Origin of the sequence: Lyngbya aestuarii BL J, assembly GCF_000478195.2 — a bacterium.
In the GTDB taxonomy this organism is placed as follows: domain Bacteria; phylum Cyanobacteriota; class Cyanobacteriia; order Cyanobacteriales; family Microcoleaceae; genus Capilliphycus; species Capilliphycus aestuarii.
Map to the genome: position 1 here is coordinate 1 of NZ_AUZM01000239.1, position 1,090 is coordinate 1,090.

The following is a 1,090-nucleotide window of genomic DNA, read 5'->3' on the forward strand; positions in this document are numbered from 1 at the left end:
GGTAGTCTAAACTCCAGTAACTCTAACATATTCCTATTTTCGGTAAAAAATAAATATAGCAGGTCGCACTGGTATATCTACAAATGCCCTGAACGAAGAATAGCCAAAAGCCTGACTATATCGGCATTTTCTTGCCTATTGCCAGAGCGCCTATTGCCTGCCGCCTGCGTTGCGCTATAGTATCGTTAATTTTTAGTTTCATAATTAAAACTGTTGTAAAAACTCTAACAATTCTCTTTTAGAATAATCTTTATTATCATCAACAACAAACTCTTTATTTTCGTCTATACATTTAAAAAATCTAAAACGAAATACCTCGGTTAGATACAAAGCTTCTCTGTAAAATGAAGTTAATTTGGTTAGATCATTAAACGCTTTATCATAAAACTCTTTTATTGTTAAATCAGGCATTTTAAATTCGGGTATTAAACAGCTACTAAAAGGTATTATAGATGTACATTCCCAATCCTCTAACGAAAAAACAATATTCCAATACGTTTCTGTTGAAGTTATTTTAATTTTCATAATTTAATAAAGAATAACACTTGGCAGAATAGATCTTTAATTCAACTGGAGCTTAGACTAAACTTTGAGCAAAAAATCAATATCTCCTATTAATAGTTAAAAATGCCGGAGTCTGTCAAAATCCTCAAACTCAAGGCATCTCAAATGACCTGACGGACTTGTTCAGATACAGTATTAAAAGTGTTGAGATGTTTCTCATTGTACATTTTTGGTGCAGGTTTTATCAACACACCCGGCTTTAGCAAAAAATCTTCAATTTGCTCACCCGGTATCGGTTTGGAGAATAAATAACCCTGTCCCGATTCACACTCTAGCGATCGCAGTTTTTCCAGTTGTTGGGGGGTTTCTATACCTTCTGCAACCGTTGCCAAATTCAGAGATCGCCCCAAGGTAACAATCGAGTGAATAATACAGCGTTCTCGCGTTCCTCGGTTGAGAGTTTCCACAAAAGAACGATCAATCTTGATCACATTCAGCGGAAATTGATGCAAATATCTCAAAGATGAAAATCCCGTTCCGAAATCATTAATGTGTTGAAAATCATCTAAATCGATAAATAGGACAG

Annotated in this window: 2 protein-coding genes; both read right to left on the reverse strand. The window is 35.0% G+C overall.

Annotated features, from left to right (window positions below):
- Positions 1–204: 204 nt before the first annotated feature.
- A complete protein-coding gene (locus M595_RS27780; RefSeq protein WP_040483940.1) occupies positions 205–525 on the reverse strand; it encodes a hypothetical protein in 321 nt (106 codons plus the stop codon).
- 140 nt (positions 526–665) lie between these two features.
- The coding region (locus M595_RS27785; RefSeq protein WP_023066255.1) for an EAL domain-containing protein at positions 666–1,090 on the reverse strand (425 nt) is incomplete at its 5' end.

Coding starts and splice junctions, on each gene's coding strand:
- M595_RS27780 (WP_040483940.1), bottom strand. CDS start 525: ATGAAAATTAAAATAACTTCAACAGAAACGTATTGGAATATTGTTTTT.